The organism is Streptomyces sp. NPDC017246 (assembly GCF_044331325.1).
GTDB lineage: Bacteria > Actinomycetota > Actinomycetes > Streptomycetales > Streptomycetaceae > Streptomyces.
Genome location: NZ_JBIRMW010000010.1, coordinates 103,064 through 125,961 on the forward strand (window position 1 = coordinate 103,064; position 22,898 = coordinate 125,961).

The 22,898-nt window shown below is 74.2% G+C and carries 19 protein-coding genes; 18 read left to right on the forward strand and 1 reads right to left on the reverse strand.

Annotated elements, in window-relative coordinates; translation table 11 throughout:
• Positions 1-118: 118 nt before the first annotated feature.
• The 8 genes from ACH4MY_RS23435 to ACH4MY_RS23470 all read left to right on the forward strand — a co-directional run bounded on the left by ACH4MY_RS23435 (position 119) and on the right by ACH4MY_RS23470 (position 6,816).
• Positions 119-1,123 carry a proline racemase family protein gene (locus tag ACH4MY_RS23435; RefSeq protein WP_398005671.1) on the forward strand — a complete coding sequence of 335 codons (1,005 nt, stop codon included), beginning with the start codon at positions 119-121 and terminating at the stop codon, positions 1,121-1,123.
• 113 nt (positions 1,124-1,236) lie between these two features.
• Entirely contained in the window at positions 1,237-1,962 is a 726-nt protein-coding gene (locus tag ACH4MY_RS23440; RefSeq protein WP_398005672.1) for a GntR family transcriptional regulator, read from the forward strand.
• 66 nt (positions 1,963-2,028) lie between these two features.
• Positions 2,029-3,252: a PLP-dependent aminotransferase family protein gene (locus ACH4MY_RS23445; protein WP_398005673.1), complete on the forward strand. Its 1,224-nt coding sequence runs from the start codon at positions 2,029-2,031 to the stop codon at positions 3,250-3,252.
• 87 nt (positions 3,253-3,339) lie between these two features.
• Positions 3,340-3,864, forward strand: coding sequence for a MarR family winged helix-turn-helix transcriptional regulator (locus ACH4MY_RS23450; protein ID WP_398005674.1), 525 nt, complete (start codon positions 3,340-3,342; stop codon positions 3,862-3,864).
• 77 nt (positions 3,865-3,941) lie between these two features.
• Entirely contained in the window at positions 3,942-4,373 is a 432-nt protein-coding gene (locus ACH4MY_RS23455; RefSeq protein ID WP_398005675.1) for a cell division protein SepF, read from the forward strand.
• A 223-nt stretch (positions 4,374-4,596) separates the two neighbouring features.
• A complete protein-coding gene (locus ACH4MY_RS23460; protein ID WP_398005831.1) occupies positions 4,597-5,787 on the forward strand; it encodes an ATP-binding protein in 1,191 nt (396 codons plus the stop codon).
• On the forward strand, positions 5,784-6,206 hold the full coding sequence (locus tag ACH4MY_RS23465; protein ID WP_398005676.1) for a nucleotide pyrophosphohydrolase: 423 nt from the start codon (positions 5,784-5,786) through the stop codon (positions 6,204-6,206). The genes ACH4MY_RS23460 and ACH4MY_RS23465 overlap by 4 nt, the downstream gene beginning before the upstream one ends.
• Before the next feature lie 127 nt (positions 6,207-6,333).
• On the forward strand, positions 6,334-6,816 hold the full coding sequence (locus tag ACH4MY_RS23470) for a DUF6099 family protein (RefSeq protein ID WP_398005677.1): 483 nt from the start codon (positions 6,334-6,336) through the stop codon (positions 6,814-6,816).
• 73 nt (positions 6,817-6,889) lie between these two features.
• Here the strand turns inward: ACH4MY_RS23470 and ACH4MY_RS23475 are convergent, their stop codons facing one another.
• Positions 6,890-7,120: a hypothetical protein gene (locus ACH4MY_RS23475; RefSeq protein ID WP_398005678.1), complete on the reverse strand. Its 231-nt coding sequence runs from the start codon at positions 7,118-7,120 to the stop codon at positions 6,890-6,892.
• 248 nt (positions 7,121-7,368) lie between these two features.
• Here ACH4MY_RS23475 and ACH4MY_RS23480 point away from each other — a divergent pair, with 248 nt between their 5' ends.
• From ACH4MY_RS23480 to ACH4MY_RS23525, 10 genes are all read left to right on the forward strand, one after another.
• Positions 7,369-8,292 carry an LLM class F420-dependent oxidoreductase gene (locus ACH4MY_RS23480; RefSeq protein ID WP_398005679.1) on the forward strand — a complete coding sequence of 308 codons (924 nt, stop codon included), beginning with the start codon at positions 7,369-7,371 and terminating at the stop codon, positions 8,290-8,292.
• A gap of 13 nt (positions 8,293-8,305) precedes the next feature.
• Entirely contained in the window at positions 8,306-9,232 is a 927-nt protein-coding gene (gene mmuM / locus ACH4MY_RS23485; protein ID WP_398005680.1) for a homocysteine S-methyltransferase, read from the forward strand.
• Positions 9,233-9,326: 94 nt separating this feature from the next.
• Positions 9,327-10,949: a 3' terminal RNA ribose 2'-O-methyltransferase Hen1 gene (locus ACH4MY_RS23490; RefSeq protein ID WP_398005681.1), complete on the forward strand. Its 1,623-nt coding sequence runs from the start codon at positions 9,327-9,329 to the stop codon at positions 10,947-10,949.
• Positions 10,946-13,516: a polynucleotide kinase-phosphatase gene (locus tag ACH4MY_RS23495; protein ID WP_398005682.1), complete on the forward strand. Its 2,571-nt coding sequence runs from the start codon at positions 10,946-10,948 to the stop codon at positions 13,514-13,516. The genes ACH4MY_RS23490 and ACH4MY_RS23495 overlap by 4 nt, the downstream gene beginning before the upstream one ends.
• A gap of 367 nt (positions 13,517-13,883) precedes the next feature.
• Entirely contained in the window at positions 13,884-14,609 is a 726-nt protein-coding gene (locus ACH4MY_RS23500; RefSeq protein ID WP_398005683.1) for a Crp/Fnr family transcriptional regulator, read from the forward strand.
• Positions 14,610-14,716: 107 nt separating this feature from the next.
• Positions 14,717-15,658: a hypothetical protein gene (locus ACH4MY_RS23505; RefSeq protein WP_398005684.1), complete on the forward strand. Its 942-nt coding sequence runs from the start codon at positions 14,717-14,719 to the stop codon at positions 15,656-15,658.
• On the forward strand, positions 15,655-18,099 hold the full coding sequence (locus ACH4MY_RS23510) for a hypothetical protein (RefSeq protein ID WP_398005685.1): 2,445 nt from the start codon (positions 15,655-15,657) through the stop codon (positions 18,097-18,099). Before ACH4MY_RS23505 ends, ACH4MY_RS23510 begins: the two co-directional genes overlap by 4 nt.
• Positions 18,096-19,766, forward strand: coding sequence for a hypothetical protein (locus tag ACH4MY_RS23515; protein ID WP_398005686.1), 1,671 nt, complete (start codon positions 18,096-18,098; stop codon positions 19,764-19,766). Before ACH4MY_RS23510 ends, ACH4MY_RS23515 begins: the two co-directional genes overlap by 4 nt.
• On the forward strand, positions 19,763-20,437 hold the full coding sequence (locus tag ACH4MY_RS23520; RefSeq protein WP_398005687.1) for a Pycsar system effector family protein: 675 nt from the start codon (positions 19,763-19,765) through the stop codon (positions 20,435-20,437). The genes ACH4MY_RS23515 and ACH4MY_RS23520 overlap by 4 nt, the downstream gene beginning before the upstream one ends.
• Before the next feature lie 8 nt (positions 20,438-20,445).
• Positions 20,446-22,893: a VWA domain-containing protein gene (locus tag ACH4MY_RS23525; RefSeq protein ID WP_398005688.1), complete on the forward strand. Its 2,448-nt coding sequence runs from the start codon at positions 20,446-20,448 to the stop codon at positions 22,891-22,893.
• Positions 22,894-22,898 lie beyond the last annotated feature (5 nt).

Here is a 22,898-nt window from a genome sequence, read left to right on the forward strand (position 1 = left end):
CCCGGCGTGCAAGCCCGCACGTGCAGGCGTACCTGTTCCCGCACGTCGCACCCGCACCTGCACGTCACACCCGCACCCGCACGCACACCCACTCCCGTAGACCCGAAGGGGACCCCTCATGCGCACCCGCCACGTCTACCACGCGGTGGACTCCCACACCGAAGGCATGCCCACCCGGGTGATCACCGGCGGCATCGGGGTGATCCCCGGTGCCACGATGGCCGAGAAGCGGCTGCACTTCGCCGACCGCCTGGACCACGTCCGCACCCTCCTGATGTTCGAGCCGCGCGGTCACGCGGCGATGAGCGGCGCGATCCTCCAGCCGCCCACCCGCCCCGACGCCGACTACGGCGTCCTCTTCATCGAGGTGTCGGGCCTCCTGCCGATGTGCGGCCACGGCACCATCGGCGTCGCCACCGTCCTCGTCGAGACCGGCATGGTGCCGGTGGTCGAACCGGTCACCACCGTCCGCCTCGACACCCCGGCCGGGCTCGTCTCCGTCGACGTACGGGTCGAGGACGGCCGGGCGTGCTCCGTCACGCTCACCAACGTGCCCGCCTTCGCCACCGGGATCGACCTCAAGGCGGACGTGCCCGGCTACGGCACCGTCACCTACGACCTCGCCTACGGCGGCAACTTCTACGCCTTCGTCACCCTCGACTCCCTGGGGCTGCCGTTCGACCGTGCCCACAAGGACGAGCTGCTCGCCGCCGGGCTCGCGATCATGGACGCGATCAACGCGGGCCCCGACCGGCCCGTTCACCCGGAGGACCCCGCGATCGCCGGAGTGAAGCACGTCTACCTCGCCGCGCCCGGCTCCGACGCGGTCCGCTCGCGCCACGCGATGGCCATCCATCCCGGCTGGTTCGACCGCTCCCCGTGCGGTACCGGGACCAGCGCCCGGCTGGCGCAGCTGCACGCCAGGGGACTGCTCGCCCCCGACACCGACTTCGTCAACGAGTCCTTCATCGGTACGGAGTTCACCGGGCGGATCGTCGGGGAGACGGAGGTGGGCGGTCTGCCCGCCGTCGTCCCGACCGTCACCGGGCGGGCCTGGATCACGGGAACGGCCCAGTACTTCCTCGACCCCGAGGACCCCTTCCCCGCAGGGTTCCTTCTCTGAGGCCGCGGCGGAGCGGGGGAGAGGGGAACAGATCGGGGGAGTTCCGCAGAGGGACCGGAAGGAGAAACGTGACATTGTACGATGCTCCTCCGTGACTTCTCGGAGGGCGCACGATGGGTGACCTGAAACAGTACGGCCTCGTCAGAGCGCAGGAACGGCTCCGCGACCAGGTCGGGCACGCCCTCCGCGCGGCCCTGATCGCCGGCGAACTGCGGCCCGGGCAGATCTACTCGGCCCCCGGGCTCGCGGGCGACCTCGGCGTCTCCGCGACCCCGGTCCGCGAGGCCATGCTCGACCTGGCCCGGGAGGGCCTGGTCGAACCCGTCCGCAACAAGGGCTTCCGCATCACCGAGGTCGGCGAACGGGACCTCGACCAGTTCACCGAGCTGCGCACCCTCATCGAGGTCCCCACCATCGGCCGGGTCACGAGGACGGCCGACCGGGAGCGGCTGGAGGCCCTGCGTCCGGTCGCGGAGGAGATCGTCTCCCGGGCCCGGGAGCACGACCTCATCGGCTACCTGGAGGCCGACCGCCGCTTCCACCTCGCGCTGCTCGCCCTCTCGGGCAACGACCGTCTGGTCGAGACGGTGGGAGAGCTGCGCAAACGCTCCCGTCTGTACGGCCTGACCGGCCTCGACGAGGCCGGCAGACTCGTCTCCTCCGCCGAGGAACACCTCGAACTCCTCGACCTGATGATCGCCGGCGACGCGCCGGGGGCCGAGGCCTGCATGCACCGTCACCTCGGCCACGTACGGTCGCTGTGGGCCGACGCCCGCGACGAACCGGACGGCCGCGGACAGCGCTCCGTGCCGCCGGCCCGGAGCGCCAACAGGCCCTAGGAGGCGGCTTGTCGGGCGGGGAACGGACAACCTGGACAGCGCCTTGAAGCTCTATATGCTGACACCATGCTGTCTGCCGCCTCCGGGCCCGCGAACGCCGCCGGTTCCCCCTCCGCGCCGCCGCCGGCCACGGCTTCCCGGCTGGCCAACGTCGGTTCGTCGCCGGTGCGGGAGATCCTGGCACTGACCGCGCGGCCCGAGGTGATCTCCTTCGCCGGTGGCCTGCCCGCCCCCGAGCTGTTCGACGTCGCGGGCATCCGGGCGGCGTACGACGGGGTCCTGGCGGAGAACCCGCAGTACGCGCTCCAGTACTCGACGACCGAGGGCGACCCCGAGCTGCGCACGGCGATCACCGCCCGGCTGACCGCCCGTGAACTGCCCACCGAAGCGGACGACGTGCTCGTCACCACCGGTTCGCAGCAGGCCCTCACGCTCCTCACCACCGCACTCGTCGAACCCGGCGCCGTCGTACTCGTCGAGGACCCCTGCTACCTCGCGGCCCTCCAGACCTTCGGCTTCGCCGGCGCGCGCGTCGTGCCCGTGCCCACCGACGACCAGGGCGTCATCCCGGAAGCCCTCGCGGAGATCGCGGCCCGCGAGAAGCCGACCCTCCTCTATCTCGTCCCCACCTTCCAGAACCCCACGGGCCGCACCCTTCCCGCCGAGCGCCGCAGCGCCGTCGCCGAGGCCGCGGCGCGGATCGGCTTCTGGATCGTCGAGGACGACCCGTACGGCGAGCTGCGGTTCGAGGGGGAGCGCGTCCCCTGGATCGCCGCGGATCCCGCGGCCGCCGACCGGACCGTGCTGCTCGGCTCCTTCTCCAAGGTGATGGCCCCCGGCCTCCGGCTCGGTTTCCTGCGCGCTCCCGCCGGGCTCCGCCGCGCCTGTGTGATCGCCAAGCAGGCCGCCGACCTGCACACCTCGACCATCGACCAGGCCGCGGCGGCGCGCTATCTGCGCGACAGCGATCTCGACGCGCATGTCGCCGTGATGAGGGCCGCGTACCACGAGCGCAGGGACGCGATGCTCGAAGGCCTGCCGGCCGCGCTGCCCGCGGGCAGCCGGTGGAACAGGCCGGAGGGCGGCATGTTCATCTGGGTGACCCTGCCCGCCGGCCATGACGCGACCGCTCTCCTGAAGACGGCGGTCGGCCACGAGGTGGCGTATGTGCCGGGGGCCCCGTTCTTCTGCGGGGAGCCGGATCCGGCGGCGATGCGGCTCTCGTTCACCACGCACTCGGCCGACGAGATCAGGGAAGGACTGCGCAGGCTGGCGAAGAGCTTCGCCTGAGGCGGTCGGCCGGCGTCGTCCCTCCGGAACGCCTTTCGTCCGGGGGCTGTTCACGCCGGCGACCGGAGGAAATGTAGCGTCGTCATCATGAACCCGACGAGCGCCGCTGCCACCACCACCGACCAGGCGCCGGCCGATCCGGCCGCCACCGACGACATGCTGCCGAGCCAGCCCATCGGCTACTGGAGCGGCCTGGCGCATGACGCCGTCGTCGGTCAGCTCCGCGACGCCATGGCCCGGATCGACACCACGCAGCCGCAGTACTGGGTGCTCAACCGGGTGAACGCGGGACCCCCGGCCCCCGCCCGCGAGGACGTCGTCGCCCAGCTGACACCGCTGGCGGACGGGCCGCACGACATCGCCCGGGTGGTGGACCAGCTGCTCCACCGGGGCTGGCTCCGGACCGACGACGAGCACCGGCTCCGTCTCACCGACGCGGGCGAGTCCGCGAGGGCCGCACTGCGCGAGCTCGCGACCGGGCTGCGCGCCGTGGTCCACGAGGGCATCGGCGACGAGGAGTACGTGGCCGCGCTCAAGGTTCTGCGCAGGATGGTCGCCAACGTCGAGGCCGCGAAGAACGTCCAGGTCACGGGGAAGATCGAGCCCGCGTAGCCCGTTCGGCTCCCTCACCCGGCCATCACCTCGTGTCGCTGTTGGGCCGAACGGGTGAGGAGCGGGAGGATGGGTCCATGAGTAGGTACGAGAGGTACGACGTCACCGACGAGCAGTGGGAGGGCCTCGCCCAGGTCGTGCCCCTGCGCGGCCGTGACGAATGGCCGTCCAGGGTCGACCACCGCACGATCCCCGAGCAGTACGAAACCGCCGAGCAGCGCCGCATGGTCGTGCTCCGCGTGCAGGTGTTCGCCGACGCCCGAGAGGTCGCCGAGTACCTCGTCGCGCAGATCCCGGTGCTCCTCGATCTGACGAGCGCCGACACCGAGGTCGCCAAGCGCATCCTCGACTTCAGCAGTGGTGTGGTCTTCGGTCTCGGGAGCGGGATGCACCGCGTCGACCGGAACGTCTTTCTCCTCGCCCCGGCCGGTACGGAGGTCGAGGGCGCGGAGGGTGAGGACGAGGAGGGTGTCGTGGGCGGCCGGTCGGCCTGCGTCCCCCGATCGTAGGAAGGTCATCTCGCCGTAACGGTTCGTCAGGGAATGATCTGCGTACGGTCCGGGCATGGACCTCACCGGTGGCTTCACGCTCGACCACTCCTCCCCTGTCGTTCCTCCCCCCGTGGCTCCTTCCCCGGGGGCGCCGTCTCCCGGTTCCCCCTCCGGCGCGGTCCCTCCCCGAGCCGGTGGGTCCGGTCCGCGTGTCTCCGTCCCCGAGGCGCGGGGCCCGGTGATGTCGGAGGGCGGCCTGTCCCGGCGGGCACCCCGGGGCGGGTCCGCCGCCGGGGGAGGAGGCGGGAGACTCCGGGCCCGGCCCGCCGTCACCGAACTGCGGCTCTCCGCGTTCGCCGGTCACCGCTCCGCCGTGCACACGCTGGGACCCGTCACCCTCTTCGCCGGACCCAGCGGCAGCGGCAAGTCCACCGCCCTGCGCGCGTACGAGGCACTGGCCCGGCTCGGCGCGGGGGACCCCCTCGACGAGGTCTTCCCCGACGCGGCCGACTGCGTCCCCGAGCGGGCCCGGCCCGACGCCCAGGGCAGGCGCGGGTTCCGGATCGGGTGCACGGTCGACGGCCCCGAGGGCCCCGTCCACCTGGACCTCGCCGTCCAGGCCGAACCCCGCCTCCGGATCGTCGGTGAGCGGCTCACCGGCCGCGGCCGCACCCTCCTCGCCACCGCGCTGCGCGACCCGGGCCGCAGCACCGTCCAGGCCGAGTGGCACACCGCCGGAACCACCCCCGTCACCCGGGCACCGCTCCCCGACGACCTCCTCGGTACGGCCCTGCTGCCGCTGAGGGTCGCGGGCAAGACCCCGGGACAGCTGGAGGTCCTGGCCGCCGCCGAGCAGGTGGTCATCGGCCTCAGGTCCGCCTTCGCCTGCGATCCCCGTCCCGAGCGGATGCGGGCGCCGGTGCTTCCGGGCGAGGGGCGGCTGCGGCGCGACTGCGGCAACCTCGCCGAGGTCCTGCACCGCACCCACACCGACTGCCCGCGCCGCCACCACCGCCTCGCGGCCGTGGCGGGAGCGGGCTGCGCGGGGCCCGTCACCGGGCTCGGGGTGCAGGGGCTGCCGGAGGGGACGGTCCGGGCGGTCCTCGAACGGGGCGGCAGGCCCGCGACCCCGCTCGGCCGCCTCGGGGACGGGGAGCTGCGCTATCTGGCCCTCGCGCTCACCCTGCTCACCGGCCCCGGCGTCCTCGCGATGGACCGGATCGCCGAGGTGCCCGACGCCATGCAGTCCCTGACACTGCTCGCCGACGGCCTCGACCGCGGGCTGGACGGCCGGCAGACGGGTGAACTGCTCCGGCTCGCCGCGGGCATCGCCGCCGACGGGCACATCCGGGTCGCCGGAACCGTCGGGGACCGGACGGCGGCCGAGACACGCCGGACGCCCGGGGTGACGGTGGTAGACCTGAGCGCGTGACGGACAACGACGTAGCGGGACTGCAGCACAGGCTGGCCGAGTTCGCGGCGGCCCGGGACTGGCAGCCCTACCACACGCCCAAGAACCTGGCGGCGGCCCTGAGTGTGGAGGCGGCCGAACTCCTGGAGATCTTCCAGTGGTTGACGCCCGAGCAGGCGGAGCGGGTGATGGACGACCCGAGGTCGGCGCACCGGGTCGCCGACGAGGTGGCCGACGTACTCGCCTATCTGCTCCAGTTCTGCGGGGTGCTCGGAGTCGATCCGCTGTCCGCGCTCGCGGCCAAGATCGACCGGAACGAGGTCCGGTTTCCCGTTCGGAGGCGGGGTGGAGGAGCTGAAGGAGAGGACGAGGGAGGCGCAGGGGGCGCGGAAGGGGGCGCGGAGGGGCATTCACTCAAGGACCGTCACTCTTCGGAGTGATCGACTTTTCCCCCTCAGGCCTCCTGTCCACAGATTTCCGAATTCCTCTGGTGTGGGGGCTCAGGCCGCCTCACTCTGGGTAGTGGACTGAGTGGGCAGATAAGTCGTACGAACGGGGGCGGCGTTGATGGAAGCGGAGCGACTCATCGCGCTCGGCCGGCACGCGCTGGCGGAGAGCGGATCGGCACAGGGCATCGTGGCCGAGGCCTGGCAGGCGCAGGCGCTCGCCCAGGCGATAGGGAACCGTCTCGCGCTCTGCGGACCGCAGGAGTTGCGCGGCGAGGCACGGGGACTGAGCGAGATCGGGGAGTTCCCGGCGTGGGGATCGGACGGGCCGCGTGCGGCCCAGTTGACCGAAGTGGCGGACCCGCACGGGGCGTTGACCGAGCTCGGGGAGTTGCTCGGGGAGGTGGGGATCGCGCTGGTGGGCGTGGCCTGCGCCACCGACGACGAAGGGCTGTACTGGCAGTGCATCGAGGCCATCGACGCCGCCGACGAGTCGAGCGACCGGGTCCGCGGGATGCTGCGGCGCCTCGCCGTGCGGGACGGGGAGCGGGCCCGCCCGCCCGACCCCGCCCGAGGCCGCGCGGGCCCCGGGCGGGGCAGATGACGAGCGGCGTGCGGCGACCGGTGGGGAAGGCGGATCACCGGGGAAGGCGGACCGCCGGGAAGCCGGGCGGACCCTAAGGCCGGTGGGGCTCGCGGGCGTCGCGGGCGGTCTGGTCCTGCTCGTGGCGGTCGGCCGTGGACTGGAGGTCGGCGTCCAGCTGATTCAGGTCGGCGGAGAGCGCCGCCATCAGTTCCTCCATCTGCTGGAGCAGGCCCTTGGGGGCGCCGGCGCCCTTCTGCTCGGGCACGGACGGCGTCACCGGCTGCTCGGGCACGGCCCGCTCCGGCGCGGCTTCCTGGGACATGGGGCCTCCTCGGCCCGGACCCCGCCGCCGAGGACGGGGCCACGAGAGAGAGCGACGCACCGGCAGCGGCCGCCGGCGCGCGGGCCGGGCGGTCCGGCTCCGCCCGAGCCAACGACGGGTGCCGGGCCCCGGTCACTGGCCGGGGCGGACGCGGCCCGCCAGGGGGCGGGATATTCACCCGACCGTGCCGGGGCGCCCGAGGAGCTGACGGAGAGGTTGACACGCACCCGACGGTGCAGGATGGAGGCATGGATCTTCGCATCTTCACCGAACCCCAGCAGGGGGCCGACTACGACACCCTCCTCACGGTGGCACGGGCCACCGAGGAGCTCGGATTCGACGCATTTTTTCGTTCCGACCACTACCTCAGCATGGGCTCGGGCGACGGGCTCCCCGGGCCGACCGACGCCTGGATCACCCTGGCCGGGCTCGCCCGGGAGACCAAGCGGATCCGTCTCGGCACGCTGATGACGGCCGGGACCTTCCGGCTCCCCGGCGTGCTCGCCATCCAGGTCGCCCAGGTGGACCGGATGTCCGGCGGGCGGATCGAACTCGGGCTCGGCGCGGGCTGGTTCGAGGAGGAACACAAGGCCTACGGCATCCCGTTCCCGAAGGAGAAGTTCGGCCGGCTCGAGGAGCAGCTGGCCATCGTCACCGGACTGTGGGAGACCGAGGTCGGCAAGACCTTCAGCCACGAAGGGGAGTTCTACCGGCTCAGCGACTCTCCCGCGCTGCCCAAGCCCGCCCAGGACAGGATCCCGGTGCTGATCGGCGGACACGGCGCGAGCCGCACGCCGCGCCTGGCCGCGCGGTACGCGGACGAGTTCAACATCCCGTTCGCCTCCCTGGAGGACAGCGAGCGGCAGTTCGGCCGGGTCCGGGCCGCCGCCGAGGAGGCCGGCCGGGCGCCCGACGACCTGGTGTACTCGAACGCCCTGGTCGTCTGCGTCGGCAGGGACGACGCCGAGGTGGCCCGCCGGGCCGCCGCCATCGGGCGGGACGTGGACGAACTGAAGGCGAACGGTCTCGCGGGTTCGCCCGCCGAGGTCGTCGACAAGATCGGGCGGTACGCGGCCATCGGCGCCTCCCGCGTCTACCTCCAGGTCCTCGATCTGGACGACCTGGACCACCTGGAGCTGATCTCCGCGCAGGTCCAGTCGCAACTGGCATGAGCGGGGCGATCCGATGAAGCCGGTCCGTACGCTTGCCGAAGCCCTCGGGGAGGGCGCGCTCGTCCTCGACGGCGGGCTGTCCAACCAACTGGAGGCGCAGGGCTGCGACCTCTCGGACGCGCTCTGGTCCGCGCGGCTCCTCGCCGACGGACCCGAGCAGATCGAGGCGGCTCACGCGGCGTACGTGAGGGCCGGAGCCCGGGTGCTCATCACCGCCGGCTACCAGGCCACCTTCGAGGGCTTCGCCCGGCGGGGCGTGGGCCGGGACGAGGCGGCGCGGCTCCTCGCGCGGAGCGTGACGCTCGCCCGGACGGCGGCCGGAGCAGTGGAGGAGCCGGTCTGGGTCGCCGCGTCCGTGGGGCCGTACGGCGCGATGCTCGCGGACGGGAGCGAGTACCGGGGACGGTACGGACTGTCCGTACGGGAGCTCGCGGCGTTCCACCGGCCCCGGATCGAGGCGCTCGCCGCGGCGGAGCCGGACGTCCTGGCCCTGGAGACCGTTCCCGACGCGGTGGAGGCGGAGGCGCTGCTGCGGGCTGCCGAGGGATGCGGGGTGCCCGTGTGGCTCTCGTACACCGTCGAGGGAGGGCGGACCCGGGCCGGGCAGGACCTGGCGGAGGCCTTCGCGATCGCCGCGGGGAACGACCAGGTCGTCGCCGTCGGGGTCAACTGCTGCGACCCCTCGGAGGCCGGGCCCGCCGTGGAGCTCGCCGCCGAGGTGACCGGGAGACCGGCCGTGGTCTACCCCAACAGCGGGGAACGGTGGGACGCCCGTGCGCGGGGCTGGCGCGGGGACGTCGCCTTCGATCCGGCCGGGGCCACCGGCTGGGCCGCTTCCGGCGCCCGGCTCGTCGGCGGCTGCTGCCGGGTGGGTCCGGCGACGATCACCGCCCTTGCCGCCGCCCTGGACGCGCCTCCGGCCGGCGCCCCTGCCCGGTAGCCCCGGCCACGGGGACCGAGGCCGGGCCCTCGGGGTCCCGTCCCTCCCGGAAAATGCCTGGTCGGGAGGGTCGGGGCGGCCCATACTCGGATGTGTGTTCCTGACGATCAGTACAACCGGCAACCCGGAGCGTCCTGCGACCGATCTCGGCTTTCTGCTGCACAAGCATCCCGAGCGGGCGCAGATGTTCTCGACCTCGCACGGCACGGCGCACGTCCTCTATCCCGAGGCGAGCGCCGAGCGGTGCACGGCGGCACTTCTCCTGGAGGTGGACCCCGTGGCGCTGGTGCGCCGCGGCAAGGGCAAGGGCCGGGGCGGCGCCCCGGACTCCGCGCTCGCGCAGTACGTGAACGACCGGCCCTACGCGGCGTCCTCGCTGCTCGCCGTCGCGCTCGCCAAGGTCTTCAAGACGGCGCTGCACGGTGTGTGCCAGGCGATGCCCGAGCGGGCCGCCGAGCCGTTGCCGCTGCGTGTCGAGGTCCCCGCGCTGCCCGCCAGGGGTGGTGCGAGCCTGGTGCGCGCGCTGTTCGGCCCGCTCGGCTGGGACACGGTGGACGCCGAGCCGGTGGCACTGGACGGGCGGTTCCCCGAGTGGGGCGACTCCCGTTACGTACGGCTGGCCCTGGAGGGCGAGCTGCGGCTCGCGGACGCTCTCAACCACCTGTACGTGCTGCTGCCCGTCCTCGACGACGCCAAGCACTACTGGGTCGCGCCCGACGAGGTCGACAAGCTGCTGCGCGCCGGTGACGGCTGGCTCGCGGGCCACCCCGAGCGGGATCTGATCACGGCACGCTACCTCTCCCGTCGCCGGGGTCTCGCCCGCGAGGCGACGGAGCGGCTCGAACTGGTGCGGCTCGCCGAGGCCGACGGCCTGGACGTCGACGACGTCGACAACGCGATCGACGAGACGACGGACACCGAGGAGCGACCGGTGCCGCTCGCCGAGCAGCGTCGGGAGGCGATCCTCGCCGCCCTGGCCGAGGCCGGGGCGAGCCGGGTCCTCGACCTGGGCTGCGGCCAGGGCCAGTTGGTCCAGGCGCTGCTCAAGGACACCCGGTTCACCGAGATCGTCGGCGTCGACGTGTCCGTCCGGGCCCTGACCGTCGCCGCGCGCCGGCTGCGGCTCGACCGGATGGGGGAGCGGCAGGCGGCCCGGGTGAAGCTGACGCAGGGCTCGCTCGCGTACACCGACAAGCGGCTGACCGGCTACGACGCGGCCGTGCTCAGCGAGGTCGTCGAGCACCTGGACCTGCCGAGGCTGCCGGCCCTGGAGTACGCGGTGTTCGGCTCGGCGCGGCCGCGTACGGTCCTGGTGACCACGCCGAACGTCGAGTACAACGTGCGCTGGGAGTCCCTCCCGGCCGGACACGTACGGCATCGCGACCACCGCTTCGAATGGACCCGCGAGGAGTTCCGGAGCTGGGCGGCGTCGGTCGCCGGGCGGTACGGGTACGGCGTCGGGTTCACCCCCGTCGGGCCCGACGATCCCGAGGTCGGACCGCCCACCCAGATGGCCGTCTTCACCCGCACCCCGGACCCGGCCACCGAGAACACCCGCACCCACGCCCTGGCCACCGAGAACACCCGCACCCACGCCCCGGCCACCGAGAACACCCGCACCCACGCCCCGGCCACCGGGAACACCCGCGCGGCCGACCCGGCCACCGGGAAGTCCCGCACCACCGACCCGACCACGGCGAAGGAGGAACAGGCATGACCGCCGAGACCACGCCCCCGGCCGCCACCCCGGCCCGCACCCTGCCCGTCACCGACCTGTCCCTCGTGGTGCTCGTCGGCGCCACCGGATCCGGCAAGTCCACCTTCGCGCGGCGCCACTTCAAGCCGACCGAGATCGTGTCCTCCGACTTCTGCCGGGGGCTCGTCGCCGACGACGAGAACGACCAGTCGGCCAGCAAGGACGCCTTCGACGTCCTCCACTACATCGTCGGCAAGCGCCTCGCGGCAGGCCGGCTGGCCGTAGTCGACGCGACCAATGTGCAGCAGGAGGCCCGGCGTCAGCTCGTCCAGCTGGCCCGGTCGTACGACGTGCTGCCCATCGCGATCGTCCTCGACGTGCCCGAGGAGGTCTGCCGCAGCCGGAACGCCGGGCGCCCCGACCGCGCGGACATGCCCGCGCACGTCATCCAGCGCCACCGCCGCGAGCTGCGCCGCTCGCTGCGCGGTCTGGAGCGCGAGGGCTTCCGCAAGGTCCACGTCCTGAAGTCCGTCGAGGAGGTCGACGCGGCCGAGGTCGTCCTGGAGCGCCGCTTCAACGACCTGCGCCACGTCACAGGCCCCTTCGACATCATCGGCGACATCCACGGCTGCCGCTCCGAGCTGGAGACCCTGCTCGCCGAGCTCGGCTACGTCGACGGGCACCACCCCGAGGGGCGCACGGCGGTCTTCGTCGGCGACCTCGTCGACCGGGGCCCCGACTCGCCGGGCGTCCTGCGCCGGGTGATGGCGATGGTCGCCGCCGGCGACGCCCTGTGCGTCCCCGGCAACCACGAGAACAAGCTCGGCCGCTGGCTCAAGGGCCGCAAGGTCCAGGAGACGCACGGACTGGCCGAGACCATCGAGCAGCTGGGTCACGAGAGCGACGAGTTCCGGGCCGAGGTCGGGAAGTTCATCGAGGGGCTCGTCAGCCACTACGTCCTCGACGGCGGCGACCTCGTCGTCTGCCACGCCGGGCTGCCGGAGAAGTACCACGGCCGCACCTCGGGCCGGGTGCGTTCGCACGCGCTGTACGGGGACACCACCGGCGAGACCGACGAGTTCGGGCTGCCCGTGCGCTACCCGTGGGCGGAGGAGTACCGGGGCCGGGCCACCGTCGTCTACGGCCACACCCCCGTACCGAACACCTCCTGGATCAACAACACCATCTGCCTCGACACCGGGGCGGTCTTCGGCGGGAAGATGACCGCGCTGCGCTGGCCGGAGCGCGAACTCGTCGACGTACCCGCCGAGCGCGTCTGGTACGAGCCGGCCCGGCCGCTCGCGACCGAGGCGCCCGGCGGGCACCAGGGACGCCCCCTGGACCTGGCGGACGTGCACGGACGCCGGATCGTGGAGACCCGGCAGCTCGGGAACGTCGCCGTGCGCGAGGAGAACGCGGCGGCCGCCCTGGAGGTGATGAGCCGGTTCGCGGTCGACCCGCGGCTGCTCACCTACCTGCCGCCGACGATGGCGCCGACCGCCACCTCCAAGGAGGACGGCTTCCTGGAGCACCCGGCCGAGGCCTTCGCGCAGTACCGGGCGGACGGTGTCGAACGGGTCGTGTGCGAGGAGAAGCACATGGGCTCCCGGGCCGTGGCCCTGGTCTGCCGGGACGCCGACGCGGCCCGTGAGCGCTTCGGCGTCGACGCCGCCGAGGGGGTGACCGGCGCGCTGCACACCCGTACCGGGCGCCCGTTCTTCGACGACCGGGCCGTCACCGAGCAGGTCCTCGACCGGCTGCGCACCGCGATCGGAGCCGCGGGGCTCTGGGACGAGCTCGACACGGACTGGCTGCTGCTCGACGGCGAGCTGATGCCCTGGTCGCTCAAGTCGGCGGGGCTGCTCCGCGCACAGTACGCGGCGGTCGGCGCGGCCTCCGGGGCCGTCTTCCCCGGTGCGATCTCCGCCCTCGAACAGGCGGTGGCGCGCGGGGTCGAGGGGATCGACGGTCTCCTCGACCGGCAGCGGGACCGGGCGGTGGACGCGGAGGCGTTCACCGAGGCGTACCGCAGGTACTGCTGGCCGACCGAGGGCCTGGAGGGAGTGCGGTTCGCGCCCTTCCAGCTCCTGGGGGCGCGCGGGCGCTCGCTCGCGGCCGTACCGCACGACGAGCAGCTGGCCTGGCTCGACCGGCTCGTGGAGCACGACCCGACCGGGCTGCTCCAGGTCACCCGCCGGCTCGTCGTCGACACCGGCGACGAGGACTCGGTGCGGGCCGGAGTCGACTGGTGGCTGGAGATGACCGGAGCCGGCGGCGAGGGCATGGTCGTCAAGCCGCTGGCCGCCCTGGTCCGGGACGCCAAGGGCCGCCTCGGCCAGCCGGGCGTGAAGGTCCGCGGACGGGAGTACCTGCGCATCATCTACGGCCCCGAGTACACCCGGCCGGAGAACCTGGAGCGGCTGCGGCAGCGCTTCCTCGGCCACAAGCGCTCGCTCGCGCTGCGGGAGTACGCCCTGGGCCTGGAGGCGCTCGACCGCCTCGCGGACGGGGAACCGCTGTGGCGGGTCCACGAGGCCGTCTTCGCGGTCCTCGCCCTGGAGTCGGAGCCGGTGGACCCGAGGCTCTGACGCCGAGGGTCCCTCACGGAGCCCCCGCCCGGACGACCCGGGCGGGGGCTCCGCGCCGTTTCCGTGGGGTTTTCGTGCGCTGTTCGCCGGGCTTTCGCGAGGTCTTCGCGAGGCCCCCGCGACTTCTCCGCCCGGCTCCGGCGGGGGCGCAGGGGTGTCCCGTGCGGCGCTCCCCTGCGCCCCCCGTGCCCGTTGTCGCATTTCTGTCGCACCCTCTAGCGTTCTTCACCCCATGACGTGACACAGCGTCAACAGTGTGACGCGACAGGTCACATGAGGTGGGAACACGCACGCGAACGCGCCGGTCGATCACCGGTGCGCGGTCTTCCCCGGAGGGCCCGAGGACGGTACGGAGGATGAGCGGGCGGTGAGTCTCTTCGGCCAGGACCGCTCCTTCCTCCACGCCCTGCCGGCGGCCGACCGCCGGTCCCTGATCGCCGAGGGCGCCCGCCGCGTCTACGAACCCGGGGAGGTGATGATCCGCGAACGCGACACCAGCGCCTACGTCCTCGCGCTCCTCACCGGCTGGTCCGTCGTCTCCGTGGGCACCGAGCGCGGATCACGGCTCATCCTCGCCCTCCGGGGCGCCGGAGAGGTCGTCGGCGACCTCGCCGCCGTCGACCGGCGCCCGCGCAGCGCCAGCGTCACCGCCCTCGGCACGGTCGAGGCGGTGGCCATCTCCGGCGACCGGTTCCGGGGCTTCCTCGCCGCCCGGCCGCACGCGACCTCGCTGATCATGCGCCAGCTCGCCACCCGGCTGCGCAGCGCCGACGTCGAGCGCCGTGCGCTCGCCTCCGAGACCGTCCTCCAGCGCCTCGCGGCCCGGCTCGTCGAACTGGCCGAGCGCGCCGGACGCCGGGCCGAGGCCGGGACCGTACTCGAACTGCCGCTGCCCCAGCACGATCTGGCGGCGGCCATCGGAGCCACCCGGGAGGCGGTGGCCAAGGCGCTGCGCCTGCTGCGGGAGCAGGACGTGGTCCGCACCGCGAACCGCACCGTCGTCGTCATCGACATGCGGGTCCTGGTGCTGCTCGCGGAGGGGCGCGCACGCCCCGGCGGAAACCCGGCGGGCGAATCTCCGCCGGGTGTGTAAACGGCTACATCGCCGGTCGCGGAACGCGGCCAGTCTGGACACGTACCACCACGGCACCAACGGCACCGGGGCAGCACACAGGGAGTCCGAGAGTGATCAGTGCGGGAGTGAACGGGGAAGTGGGCGGAGAAGTGGGAGGCATCCACCGGTTCGTCGTCTTCGGCGACATCTGCGGCTCCGGAACCCTCGACATGGCCGAGAAGAAGCACCAGCGCGCGGCGATGTACGCCGCGTTCGACGACGCGTACAGCTCCGTCGGCGTCGAGCCCGGCACCTTCCACCAGGAGGACCGGGGGGACGGCATCCTCGCCGCCCTGCGCCCCGACGTGCCGCCGACGCTGATGGTCGGACGGTGGATCGACACGCTGTACGAGAGCCTCCGCGCCCACAACAAGGGCCGGGGGAGGCCGCTGCGGCTGCGGATCGGGATGAACGCGGGGCTCGTGGTCCAGGACCGGCACGGGATCGTCGGGCGGGCGGTGGATCTCGCGGCCCGGCTCTGCGACAGCTCCCCGGCCAAGCGGATCATGAGCGAGACCCCCGATGTCAGCCTTCTGGTCGTCGTCTCGGACTGGCTGTACGTGAACGTGGTCGCCGAGGGCGGACGGTACGTCGAGCCGGACCACTACCGGTCGGCCCGTATCCGGTCCAAGGAGACCGACGAGGCCGCCTGGTTCCACGTACCGCGCAGGCCCGCGCCGCCGCTGATCGGGCTCGACGGGGAGCTGCCGCCCGAGGCGGAGGGCGCGCGGGAGGGGAGGCCGGCGGCCGGGCGGGAACGGCTGTCGTCCGCGGGGGCACGGACCGGCGTTGGGCCGTCGCGGGGGGACGGCCCAACGCCACCCACCCGGGACGGGAACCGGACGTACAACGTGGGGGGCGATCTCCTGGACGTCCACGGCAACACCATCCACGGCGGCTTCACCGGAATTCGCAAGGACTCCGGATCCACCGCGGATTCCGGTTCGGTCTCCGGAGCGGGCTCCGGTGCGGGACCGGGTTCCGGAACGGGCTCCGGCCCGGGTCCGGGGGCGGGTGAGTCGGAGTGAGCGACCAGGACGACGCCGGACAGCACGACGACACCCCCGACGGCGGCCACGGCGACCGGGGGGACGCGCCGGACCGGGGCGCCGACCGGGGGGCGGACCGCGGCGCGGACCGGGGGGCGGACCGCGGCGCGGACCGGGGGGACCGTGACCGGGACCGGGATCGGGACAGCAGGGACCGTGACCGGGACCGGGAGGGCGCGTCCGAGCGGACCGACGGCGCCGCCGAACAGCCGCGCGAGCCGAGCGTCTTCGCCGCCGCCGACCGGGGCCCCCTCGGCGGCGAGAGCGACACCGGCGGCGCCGCCACCGCCCGCCGGGCCGTCCGCACCTGGGCGGGCGGCGGCGCCGACCGGCTCACCACCATCCACGGCGACGGCACCGTCTTCGAGGGCAACCAGATCTTCGCCCTCTACGGCTCCGACCGCGCCTCGCACTTCGTCCAGGGACCCGTACCGCCCGAGACGCTCGACCACCTCGGCCGGGTGTACTGCGCGACCGCCGGGTACCGGCGGATGCGGGACCGGCTCCGCGACCACCGGGTCCTCGTCCTGTGCGGCGAACCCGGCAGCGGCCGCAAGGCCACCGCGCTCGCCCTGCTCGACGAACTGACCGGCGGCAAGGTCTTCCGCCTCGACCCGCGCCACGGCATCGACGAGATCACCGAGGACGTCCTCCAGGAGAGCGGCGGCCACCTCCTCGAGCTGCTCGCCGACGACGTACGCGCGGAGATCGAGCCGCGCGCCCCCCGCTCCGGCCGGGGAGAGCACCCCTCCGCCGCCCGCCGCCCCGTCACCCGACTCTCCGAACTGCACCTGGACCGCTTCGGCGAACTGCTGCGCGGCCGGGACGCGTACGGGGTCGTCCTCGTCGAGAACGGCGAGCTCGCCGACCGGCTGCTGCGCGGCCGGTACGGGATGTACTGCGCGCCGCCGCCCGCCGACGAGGTCCTCCACCGCCACCTCTGGCACCAGCTGCGCACCGAGTCCGACGAGGCCCTCGGGGCCGCGCGGGCGCGGGCCGAACGGCAGGACGTCGTCGCCGCCCTCGGCCTGGAGGAGCTGCGGCCCAGGGAGGCCGCCCGGCTCGCCGACCACCTCGCCCGGCACTGGCGCGGCGATGTCACCGACGAGCAGCTCATCGCCGAATGCGCCTCGTTCGTACGCTCCCAGGCCCGGGAGTGGTTCGCGGGCGCCGACCGTCCTGGCGCGCTCCCCGAGGCGCTGCCGGCCCTGAGCGCCGGGGCGTTCCGTATCGCCGTCGCCGTCTTCGACGGTTCCGCCTACAGCCTCGCCGCCGAGGCCGCGGAACTCCTCGCCTGGGAACTCGCGGTCACCCTCGACCCCGAGAACCCGCCGGGCCGGCGCCTGTTCGGCACCCACGCCGAGCACCGGCCGGTGCAGGCACGTGCCGTCCTGGAGGACGGCGAGCTGGACCTCGGCCCGGCCAAGGTCCCCGTGCGGGCCGTCCGCTTCCAGGGCCAGGCCCTCGCCGGGGCCGTCCTCGGCGAGATCTGGCACGGCTACCACAACGTCCGCGGCCCGGTGGCCCGGTGGCTGCGCTCGCTCTGCGACGACGCGCGCCCCGAGGTGTGGGTGCGGGCCTCCATCGCGGCCGGGGTGCTCTGCTCCTGGGACTGGATCCACGGCTTCCGCGAGCTGGTCGTGCCGCTCGCCGTGACGGACGAGCCGAGGGCCCGGATGGCCGCCGCCACCGCGCTCGCCGAGGCGGCGCGCGACCCGCGCGTCCGGCCCGCCGTCGCCGACGTCCTCAAGAACTGGGCCGGTTCCGACTCGGACACCCTGGTCAGGACCGCCCTGCTCGCCCACGGCTACGTGCTCGCCGCCGGGAGCGTCTCCGGCTCGCTCGACGCCCTCGCCCGGGTCGTCAGGACCCGCGAGGCGACCGACGTCGAAGTCCTCGTGCCCGCCTCCTTCAGCGTGGCGCGGCTGCTCGCCTCCGGCGAACCCGCCCCCGTCCTCCGACGGCTCCGGCAGTGGCTGGAGGACGGCCGGCTCAACCTCGCCAACCTGGTCCACCTCGCCGTCATCCGCGCCCTGAGCACCCGGACCACCCACCTCTGGGGGCTGCGGGAGGTTCCCGAACTCGACGGGCACGCGGCCCGCCCGCTCTTCGTCGCCCTGCTCGCGACCCGGCCCGAGCTCGCCTCGGAACTGGCCTCGCTGCTGCGGCACGCGCTCGCCACGGCCCGCTCCGGGGAAGCGGCCCTGGAAGCGCTCGGCAGCCTGCTCCGGCGGGCCGCGAAGGACCCGGAGTCGCTCGGGCACGTCTGCGCCTTCCTGCCGCGCCTCGCGGTGGACCGCCGTGACCGCGACCGGCTCAGGGGCTTGCTCAACGAACTGGTCCGGGACCGTGACCGGCCCCTGGACAGAGGCGCGGCGCGCCGGATGTGGAACGCCGTGACGGAAGGAGCGAACCGATGACCGGGCCCGAGCAGAACAGGAACGCGCGGCCGGACGACCGGGCGCGCCGGTACGACCGGGACCGCGACGAGCGCGGCAGCGACGGCCGGGCACGGGACGAGCGGGGACGCGACGGCCGGGAACGGGACGGTCGGGAACGGCAGCGGACCGAGGGGCAGCGGTACGAGGGACAGAACGGCGGTGGCCGGCACGCCGGCGGCCGCGACGACGAAGAGGACCTGGACAGGGATCCGGAGGAAGAGCTGGACCACGGGCAGGAACAGGCGCGGGGACGCGTGCGGGGCCAGGGCGGGCGGTGGAGCGGAGACACCCGCGGCGGGCCCGGCGGCGGATCCGGCGGCGGGCCCGGATCCGGGTCCGGCGGGCGGCCGCGCGGGCCGCTGCTCGGCGAGTACGCGCCCCCGTTCCGCCGTCGGAGCGGCCGGATCGCCTCCGTGCTGCTCTACCGCAACGGCGGGCACCGGGTGGTCTGGCCGGACCGCACCGAGGACGTCAACAAGCCCATGCTCGGCTCCCCTTACACGGTCTTCGAGGTCCAGCTGGGACGCAACGTCACGGAGTTCAGCCTCCAGCTCCCGGCCGCCGGGGACGGCGTCTTCTTCGAGGCCGTCGCCAAGATCCAATGGGTGGTGACCGACCCGCACCTCGTCGTCAGGGAACAGGTCGAGGACGTCGCCGAGCTGCTGCACGACGAACTCCTCGACGGACTGCGCAGGCTCTCCCGCAGGTTCCGGATCACCGAGGCGCAGCGCGCCGACGAGGCCGTACGGGAGGAACTCGCCGCCGGACGCCTCAGCTTCGGCCGGGACATCGGGCTGCGGACCCGGGTCCTCGTCTTCATCGACCTCGACGACGCCGTCAAGGCAGAGGTCTCACGCCGGGACAGGGTCGGCGTCACCATGGAGGCCGACGAGCGCGTCGCCGAGGCGGAGCGCCGCAGGGAGGCCGCCGACCGGACCCTGGTCGCCGACCGCGCCCGCGAGATGGAGGCCCTCTTCCAGCGCGGCGACCTCGCCCAGATCGCCCACCACATGGCGATGCACCCCGACAAGCAGTGGGAGATCCGCACCCAGCTCCAGCGGGAGCGGCGCGAGGGCCAGGAGGACTACCTGGCCGTCTTCAACCGGCTCCTGGACACCGGCGTGCTCGAACGGCACGACATCGGCGAGCAGATGTACCAGGTCCTCATGTATCTGCGGACCCAGACCGGCAGTGTCCTCGGCGGCATCACCGACCGGGTGCTCAACCCCTCGGGCGACAGCCGGCCGCGCCGCCTCGCCCTGGAGGACGCGCTGCCGGAGCCGAGCCGCCCCGACTGGGACGAGGAGCACGGCGACGCCCCCAGCGACCCCCGGGTCTACGAGCCGACCCGGGTCGAGTCCGGCTCCGAGCGCGAGCGGGACCGGGAGCGCGGGAGGGCCCGCGAAAGGGGCCGCGAGGGCGACCCCCGCGACCGGGGCCGGGCGCGGGGCCGGCACGAGGAGGGCTTCGACGACGGCCGCGACCGGTACGAAAACGACGACCCGTACGGGCGGAACGAGGCGTACGAGCGGAACGACCGGTACGACCGCGGCGACCCGTACGACCGCGAACGGCCCGACCGGAACCGCCGGCCGGCCCGCCCGGTGCGCCCCAGCTCCGAGTTCGACGACTGGGACGACGAATGACGACCACCCGGGGTCCCGCACCGGACCCCGCACCGGACCTCACGGAGGGATCCACGCCGGAGCCGGTCCGGCCCGACCCCACGGAGGGATCCACGCCGGAGCCGGTCCGGCCCGGCCCCACGGAGGGATCCACGCCGGAGCCGGTCCGGCCCGGCCCCACGGAGGGGCCCGGGCCGGACTCCGCGCCGGCCCCCGCCCCCATGCCCTCCGAGGAGCTCAGGTTCATGGCCGAGCGGCTGCTCGCCACCGTCCGTGAGGACATAGGCCGGGCCGACACCAAGGCCGCGATCCTGCTCTCCGGCGCCCTCGCGTTCCTCGCGGTCGTGTTCTCCGGAGACCGCGGTCCCCTGCCCACCGCCGGCCCCGCGCTCGCCCTCCTCTTCGTGGCGGCGGTGCTCTGGACGGCCGGTGTCCTGATGCTCGTCTCGGTGGTGCTGCCGCGCACCCGGATCGGGGCCGACCGCACGTTTCTGCGCGAGCTGACGGCCGGGCCGTCGGAGACCGCGCTGCGCGAGCGGCTCTCCGCACCCGGCGCGGACGCCACCGGCTGGCTCCTCGAACAGGCCAGCGTGCACGGTCTCGTGCTCGCGGCGAAGTACCGGTGGCTGCGCCTGGGCGTGTGCGCGCTCGCGCTCGGCGCCCTCCTGGCCCTCTTCAGCGAACTGTGGTGAGAGAGAACATGCAGTGGACCGACAAGGGGGGCGCCCTGCTCCTCGCCGGGGCGCTCCTCGCGCTCTCCGGCCCGTTCGCGGCGACCACCGCCTCGGGCGCACCCGGAGCGGGCGCCCCCGGCGGTTCCGGGGCGCGGGCCGTCACCCGTACCGCCGCCGCTCCCGCCGACCCGGCCGACGGGCCCGACCCCGTCGACTTCGCCGTCGTAGTCGACCAGTCGGCGAGCCTCGCGGACAAGGACCTGGCACGCGAGACCGAGGCGGCCGCGCTGCTCAGCCAGGGAGAGATATCGGAGCGTTCGCGGGCCGCCGTGATCGGCTTCGGCAGTTCGGAGAAGCCCGGTCAGTCGCCCGTACGCGAGGTCTGCCCGCTCACCGTCGTCGACGCGGCGGGCCGGGAGCGGCTCAGCGACTGCGTCCAGGAGCTGGAGCGGCGCGACGCCCGGACGGGCCCCGGCACCGACTTCCCGGCGGCGATCCGCCAGGCCGTCACCCGGCTCACCGCAGCGGGCACCGGCTCCGGCACGGGAAGCGGCACCGGCTCCGGCATCGGCGCGGAGAAGCGGACCCCCACCCCCAAGGTCGTCTTCCTCCTCACCGACGGCAAGCTCGACGTCGAGGACAGCCCCGAGTACGGCACCGACCCGGAGAGCCGCCGGTCCAACGGAGAGAAGCGGCTCACCGAGGAACTCGCCCGCGCCCGGGCGGCCGGCGTCCAGATCTGGCCCCTCGGCTTCGGCAGCGAGATCGACCGCGCCGCCCTCACCGCGATGGCCGAGGGCGGCTACCGGGGCGCCTGCTCCGAGGTCCCCGGCTCCGTCCCGCGCATGCGGGTCGTCGGCACCTCCGCCGAGATCGACAAGGCCCTCCAGGAGACCTTCGCCGCCGCCCGCTGCGCCCGGATCGCCCACGGCACCGTCGGCAAGCCGCCCGCCGACCTGACCGTCACCATCCCGCCCATCGCCACCGACGGCTCCCTCACGGTCGCCAAGCACGACCCGAAGGTGCAGGTCACCTACTTCGACCCGGCAGGCCGGAAGGTGCCCGTCCGGGGCGAGTTCGACGGCTCCTCCTTCGAGGTGAGCGGACAGAACGGCCCGGTCGAGGCGCTGCGCGTGAAGAACCCGCTGCCCGGCGCCTGGCGGGTGCACATCGAGGCGCCGGAGGGCCACCGAGACCGCGAGGTCGCCGTCCGGGCGATCTGGCAGGGCCGGCTCCGCTCCGCCGTCGTCCTCGACCCGGCGTCCCCGCGCGCCGGGGAGCAGGTGAAGGTCGAGGTACGGATGCAGACCCGGCGCGGAGTCGTCATCACCGACCCGCACCAGCTCGCCGGGCTCTCGGCCGCGGCCGATCTGACCGGCGAGGGCTTCGCGCCCGTCGCCTTCCGGCTCGCCGACGACGGGAAGGCCCCCGACGCCAAGGCCGGCGACGCCCGGTTCACCGGTACGGCCACCGTCCCCGCGAGCGCCACCGGCGCCCTGGAGCTCATCACCCGGATGGAGGCGCCCGGGATCACCTCCGACCGGCGTCCGCTGCGCACCACCAAGGCCCCCGACGCGCCGCTCGTGACCGCCGCCCTCACCGTCGACGGTGCGGCCGTGCACCCCGGCGGCACCGTCAGCGGCACCCTCGACGTCACCAACAACGACTCCGCGCCGCGCACCCTGCGGCTCGCCCTGGGCGACCAGGCGCCCGGCGCCGAACTCGCCATCACCCCGGCGACCGTCACGGCACCCCCGAACGCCGGCACCCGGTTCCCCTTCACCATCACCCTCGGGAAGGGCACGCCCTTCGGTGAACTCGGCGGCCGGGTCACCGTCGTGGACCCCGCGGACGGCGACCGCTCCCTGCGCGGAGCCTTCCTGAACGTCCGGGTGGAAGCGCCGCCGACCTGGTGGGAACGCTGGTGGAAGGCCGTCGCCGGCGGGGCCGCGCTCGTCCTCGTCGTCGGCGCCCTGATCGGCGCCCGGCTCCTGGCCCGGCGCCGCCGCCGCGACCTCACCGGACTCACGCTCGAACTGCGCGAGGGCGAGCGGTCGCACGACTCGCTCACCGTCCGCCGGGGGCAGAGCCCCGGCGGCGCCTTCGCCTTCGCCGTCGACGAACCGTACGGCGCGCCGCCGACCCTCCGCCGGATCCCCGGCAGCGGCTCCTCCGCCGCCCATGTGCTGCGCCGCAACGGCGCGGGCGAGCTGCTGCTGCGTCCCCGGGGCGGTGGGCAGGTCCCCGTCAGGATCGGCGAGCCGACCGGAATCGGTGACCACGAACTCGTCGTACGGGGCGGCCGCCCGGCCCCGCGCAGCGGTGGCTCCCCCTCGTGGCCCCGCCGTCCCCGCCGCCCGGACCCCGGCACCCGGGGCGGCGCGGGCCGGGGCACCGACTCCGGCCCCGGCTCCGGCATCGGACCGGGCCGGGATCCCGTCGGCGGAGCGAGCGACGGAAACGAACACTTCTGAGCGGG

What these genes read in the sequence shown, in the direction of transcription:
- ACH4MY_RS23525 (WP_398005688.1), top strand. Translation starts at nt 20,446, where the DNA reads ATGCAGTGGACCGACAAGGGGGGCGCCCTGCTCCTCGCCGGGGCGCTC.
- ACH4MY_RS23470 (WP_398005677.1), top strand. Translation starts at nt 6,334, where the DNA reads ATGGAAGCGGAGCGACTCATCGCGCTCGGCCGGCACGCGCTGGCGGAG.
- ACH4MY_RS23475 (WP_398005678.1), bottom strand. Translation starts at nt 7,120, where the DNA reads ATGTCCCAGGAAGCCGCGCCGGAGCGGGCCGTGCCCGAGCAGCCGGTG.
- mmuM (WP_398005680.1), top strand. Translation starts at nt 8,306, where the DNA reads ATGAAGCCGGTCCGTACGCTTGCCGAAGCCCTCGGGGAGGGCGCGCTC.
- ACH4MY_RS23445 (WP_398005673.1), top strand. Translation starts at nt 2,029, where the DNA reads ATGCTGTCTGCCGCCTCCGGGCCCGCGAACGCCGCCGGTTCCCCCTCC.
- ACH4MY_RS23435 (WP_398005671.1), top strand. Translation starts at nt 119, where the DNA reads ATGCGCACCCGCCACGTCTACCACGCGGTGGACTCCCACACCGAAGGC.
- ACH4MY_RS23515 (WP_398005686.1), top strand. Translation starts at nt 18,096, where the DNA reads ATGACCGGGCCCGAGCAGAACAGGAACGCGCGGCCGGACGACCGGGCG.
- ACH4MY_RS23460 (WP_398005831.1), top strand. Translation starts at nt 4,597, where the DNA reads ATGTCGGAGGGCGGCCTGTCCCGGCGGGCACCCCGGGGCGGGTCCGCC.
- ACH4MY_RS23520 (WP_398005687.1), top strand. Translation starts at nt 19,763, where the DNA reads ATGACGACCACCCGGGGTCCCGCACCGGACCCCGCACCGGACCTCACG.
- ACH4MY_RS23455 (WP_398005675.1), top strand. Translation starts at nt 3,942, where the DNA reads ATGAGTAGGTACGAGAGGTACGACGTCACCGACGAGCAGTGGGAGGGC.
- ACH4MY_RS23440 (WP_398005672.1), top strand. Translation starts at nt 1,237, where the DNA reads ATGGGTGACCTGAAACAGTACGGCCTCGTCAGAGCGCAGGAACGGCTC.
- ACH4MY_RS23450 (WP_398005674.1), top strand. Translation starts at nt 3,340, where the DNA reads ATGAACCCGACGAGCGCCGCTGCCACCACCACCGACCAGGCGCCGGCC.
- ACH4MY_RS23480 (WP_398005679.1), top strand. Translation starts at nt 7,369, where the DNA reads ATGGATCTTCGCATCTTCACCGAACCCCAGCAGGGGGCCGACTACGAC.
- ACH4MY_RS23495 (WP_398005682.1), top strand. Translation starts at nt 10,946, where the DNA reads ATGACCGCCGAGACCACGCCCCCGGCCGCCACCCCGGCCCGCACCCTG.